4 protein-coding genes are annotated in these 4767 nt (G+C 60.7%); all 4 read left to right on the top strand.

All coding sequences use genetic code 11. From position 1 onward, the window contains the following. Positions 1–476 precede the first annotated feature (476 nt). Entirely contained in the window at positions 477–923 is a 447-nt protein-coding gene (locus tag GIW04_RS28005) for an Lrp/AsnC family transcriptional regulator (protein ID WP_003194755.1), read from the top strand. Positions 924–1070: 147 nt separating this feature from the next. Then, positions 1071–2774, top strand: coding sequence for a flavin monoamine oxidase family protein (locus tag GIW04_RS28000; RefSeq protein ID WP_120247554.1), 1704 nt, complete (start codon positions 1071–1073; stop codon positions 2772–2774). 10 nt (positions 2775–2784) lie between these two features. After that, complete coding sequence (locus tag GIW04_RS27995) at positions 2785–3579, top strand: carbon-nitrogen hydrolase family protein (RefSeq protein WP_003194759.1); 795 nt, start codon at positions 2785–2787, stop codon at positions 3577–3579. A 48-nt stretch (positions 3580–3627) separates the two neighbouring features. Then, the coding region (gene pqqF, locus GIW04_RS27990) for a pyrroloquinoline quinone biosynthesis protein PqqF (protein ID WP_236479420.1) at positions 3628–4767 on the top strand (1140 nt) is incomplete at its 3' end.

Here is a 4767-nt window from a genome sequence, read left to right as displayed (position 1 = left end):
GCTTTAATCGCTCCTGCTTCCCTTCTCGGCGCAGACTCAAGTAAACCAGCACACCAGTAGCTCGACGCTCAAAGATAAGCGAACCTGCTCCTTTCCCCTCCAATGCCTCGGAAAGCGTGCCTTTCTTCAAGGCCGTGATCTTGCTGTGAACCAGTTTCTGCGCCATTCCTAGCCCCTAAATTCTCTTAACGAATTGCTCAACGAATCATAGCAACTCCAGAGGATTTCAGGAAACAACGAGAAACGTCGAATCAAGCTATAGACCTTGGAAACTGGGGTTTTCATGTTTCACAAGGTAGCTCAAGATCACCAATCTTGTGACTCATAATCCCTTGGTCGTAGGTTCGAGTCCTACTGGGCCCACCACACAAAAAAAGCCGCGCATTGCGCGGCTTTTGCGTATCTGGCATCACGGTTCTTTCAGCCAGGCCAAGCCTGTACCATGCTTGCTCATTGCCCCCGCACTGGAGCCCCCCTTGCCCGCCCTAGACGAAATCGACCGCCAACTGATCGCCGCCCTGCAGCTCAACGCCCGTGAAAGCGTGGCCATGCTCGCCCGGCAGTTGGGCATCGCGCGTACCACCGTCACGTCGCGGCTGGCCCGCCTGGAAAAAACCCAGGTCATCACCGGTTACGGCGTGCGCCTGGGCCAGCGCGTTGCGGATGGCGGGTTGCAGGCTTATGTGGGCATTACCGTGCAACCCCGTTCGGGCAAAGAAGTGTTGCGCAGGCTGAGCGCCATGGCCCAGGTGCAGCAGTTGTGCGCAGTGAGCGGGGAGTTCGATTACGTGGCTTGGCTGCGCACCGATTCGCCGGAGCAACTGGACCAATTGCTGGACCAGATCGGCAGTGTCGACGGCGTGGAGAAAACCACCACCTCGATCATCCTCAGTAACAAATTGGATCGCGGACAACCAATCTGATCACTATATTCGTCGTATTGACTAAAACCAGCGCAATACGACGACACATTGCGTCTTATTAACGAGCGCAACGCTCCCTAAACTGGCTGCCATCTTTTCCTATACTCAACGGGCCCTCCTCCCGCCGAGCCGTCAGTAAGGTCAGCCATGAGCATTCCGTCCAGCACCCTCAGCAAGCCTAATCGCCACCCGGGCGACGGCAAGAAACCCATCACTATCTTCGGCCCGGATTTCCCGTTTGCCTTTGATGACTGGATCGAACACCCCGCCGGGCTGGGCAGTATTCCTGCGGTTAATCACGGCGCCGAAGTGGCAATTGTGGGAGCCGGGATCGCGGGCCTGGTTGCGGCCTACGAGCTGATGAAGCTCGGGCTCAAGCCCGTTGTGTATGAAGCCTCGAAGATGGGTGGCCGCTTGCGCTCGCAGGCCTTTGAAGGCGCCGAAGGCATCATCGCCGAGCTGGGCGGCATGCGGTTCCCGGTGTCGTCCACCGCGTTCTACCATTACGTGGACAAGCTGGGACTGGAGACCAAGCCCTTTCCCAACCCGCTGACACCGGCGTCCGGCAGCACCGTGATCGATCTGGAAGGCCAGACCCACTACGCGCAAAAACTCGCCGATTTACCTGCACTGTTCCAGGAAGTGGCCGATGCCTGGGCCGACGCCCTGGAAGCCGGTTCACAGTTCGGCGATATCCAGCAGGCAATCCGCGACCGCGACGTGCCACGGCTCAAGGAACTGTGGAACAAGCTCGTGCCGCTGTGGGATGACCGTACCTTCTACGACTTCGTCGCCACCTCCAAGGCCTTCGCCAAGTTGTCGTTCCACCACCGTGAGGTGTTTGGCCAGGTCGGTTTCGGCACCGGCGGCTGGGACTCGGACTTCCCCAACTCGATGCTGGAAATCTTCCGCGTGGTGATGACCAACTGCGATGATCATCAACACCTGATCCTCGGTGGCGTGGCCCAAGTGCCCATGGGCATCTGGCGCCATGTGCCGGAACGCTGCGCCCACTGGCCGGCCGGTACCAGCCTGAGCTCGCTGCATAGAGGTGCGCCACGGGCCGGCGTGAAGCGCATTGCCCACGCCGCCGATGGCCGTTTCGCCGTTACCGACAACTACGGCGACACCCGTGAATACGCGGCGGTGCTGACCACCTGCCAAAGCTGGCTGCTGACCACCCAGATCGAATGCGACGAAACCCTGTTCTCGCAAAAAATGTGGATGGCCCTGGACCGCACTCGCTACATGCAGTCATCGAAAACCTTCGTGATGGTTGACCGCCCATTCTGGAAAGACAAAGACCCGCAAACTGGTCGCGACTTGATGAGCATGACCCTCACCGACCGCCTGACCCGAGGCACCTACCTGTTCGATAACGGTGACGACAAGCCGGGGGTGATCTGCCTGTCCTACTCGTGGATGAGCGATGCGCTGAAGATGCTGCCCCAGCCCATCGACAAGCGGGTGAAACTGGCCCTCGATGCACTGAAGAAGATCTACCCCAAGGTCGACATCAAGGCGCGCATCATCGGCGACCCGATCACCGTGTCCTGGGAAGCCGACCCGCATTTCCTCGGGGCTTTCAAAGGTGCCTTGCCCGGTCACTATCGCTATAACCAGCGGATGTATGCGCACTTCATGCAAAAGGATATGCCCGCCGAACAACGCGGGATCTTCATCGCGGGTGATGATGTATCGTGGACGCCCGCCTGGGTCGAAGGCGCGGTACAAACCTCGCTCAACGCGGTGTGGGGCATCATGAACCACTTCGGTGGCAGCACCCACCCGCAGAACCCAGGCCCGGGCGACGTGTTCGATGAAATTGGGCCCATCGCCCTGGCAGAATAAGGAGTTGAGCATGCGTGTCGCCTTGTACCAATGCCCGCCACTGCCGCTGGATGTGGCCGCTAACCTGCAGCGCCTGCACCGGTTGGCCCATGAGGCACACGGCGCCGATGTGCTGGTGCTGCCAGAGATGTTCCTCAGCGGCTATAACATTGGCGCCGAAGCCGTTGGCGCACTGGCCGAGGCACAGGACGGGCCGTCGGCGCAGGCAATTGCCGAACTGGCGCAAGGTGCCGGGCTGGCGATTCTGTATGGCTACCCGGAGCGGGCCGACGACGGCCAGATCTACAACGCCGTGCAGTTGATTGACGCCCACGGCAAGCGCCTGTGCAACTACCGTAAGACCCACCTGTTTGGCGACCTTGACCACTCGATGTTCAGCGCCGGCCCCGATGATTTCCCGGTGGTGGAGTTGAACGGGTGGAAGGTGGGCATGCTGATTTGCTACGACCTGGAATTTCCGGAAAACACCCGGCGCCTGGCCCTGGCCGGTGCCGAACTGATCCTGGTGCCCACCGCCAATATGGTGCCGTTCGACTTTGTTGCCGACGTCACCGTGCGGGCGCGAGCCTTTGAAAACCAGTGTTTTGTGGCCTATGCCAACTACTGCGGCCACGAAGACGAGATTCACTACTGCGGGCAAAGCAGCATTGCCGCGCCGGACGGCCAGCGAATTGCCCAGGCCGGCCTGGATGAAGCCTTGATCGTCGGCACCCTGGAGCGCCAATCGATCTTCGATGCCCGCGCCGCCAACCACTACCTACAAGACCGTCGCGCCGAACTCTACGGCGCGCTGCACAAGCCCTGACCCATTGGGTTTGCTAGCATAGGCACTTCCCACGCCTCGGAAGTGCCCATGCCTGCGCCGGTTCACCCTCATCCCGTTCACCTGCCCCTCGCCAATGGCCTGCGGGTCTGCCTGCGCCATGCGCCACGCTTGAAGCGCTGCGCCGCCGTTTTACAGGTGGCTGCCGGCAGCCATGACGTGCCATTGGCTTGGCCTGGGCTGGCGCATTTTCTTGAGCACTTGCTGTTTCTCGGTACCGAGCGCTTTCCAGCCGGCGAAGGGCTGATGGCCTACGTGCAACGACACGGTGGGCAGGTCAATGCCAGCACCCGTGAGCGCACCACCGAGTTTTTCTTTGAACTGCCGGTGCCGGTTTTTACAGACGGGCTGATGCGGTTGGCGGATATGCTGACTCACCCACGCCTGAACCTCGACGATCAACAGCGTGAGCGCGAAGTGCTCGACGCGGAGTTCATCGCCTGGTCCCAGGATGCCAAGGCCCAACAACAAGTGGCGCTGCTGCAAGGCTTGGCAGCAGATCATCCGTTGCGCGGTTTTCATGCCGGCAACCGCGACAGCCTGCCGGTGGAAAGCGAGGCTTTTCAGCAAGCCTTGCGCGGGTTCCACGCACACTTTTATCAAAGCGGGCAGATGACTTTGAGCCTTGCCGGCCCACAATCGCTGACCGACCTGCAGGCCATGGCCCAGCAGTTCAGTGACCAACTGACACCCGGGCCATTGCACCCGCAAGCCGCTCCACCGGCCTTGATGCAAGGCTCCGCACGCTGCTATCAACACGCCGCCGATCGCCACCTGCATCAGGTCATTACCTGTGACGCACCACGGGAAGCGTTGGCGTTTCTCTGCACCTGGCTCAACGCCTCGGCCCCCGGCGGGTTGCTCGCCGAACTGCAAGCTCGACGACTGGCCACCGCGCTGCAGGCGTCCGTGCTGTACCAGTTTGCGGATCAAGCCGTGCTGGATATCCACTTCACTCTCGGCAGCGAGCGCGAACCGGCCACGCAGATCGAAGAGTTACTGCACGACTGGCTGAGCTTCTTCGCACACAGCGACTGGACAGCGTTACGCGAAGAATTCGCCTTGCTCAATGCTCGCCAGCAACAGGTCCAAGGCGCCCTGGCCTTGGCGCGCAACGACGCCCACGATCTGTCGGAACAAGGCGCCGCTGCCCTCAAGGCCATGCTCGAT

The organism is Pseudomonas sp. PA-4-8C, from assembly GCF_021606625.1.
Classification (GTDB): Bacteria; Pseudomonadota; Gammaproteobacteria; order Pseudomonadales; family Pseudomonadaceae; genus Aquipseudomonas; species Aquipseudomonas lactis.
This window is presented reverse-complemented; position numbering and strand designations above follow the sequence as displayed.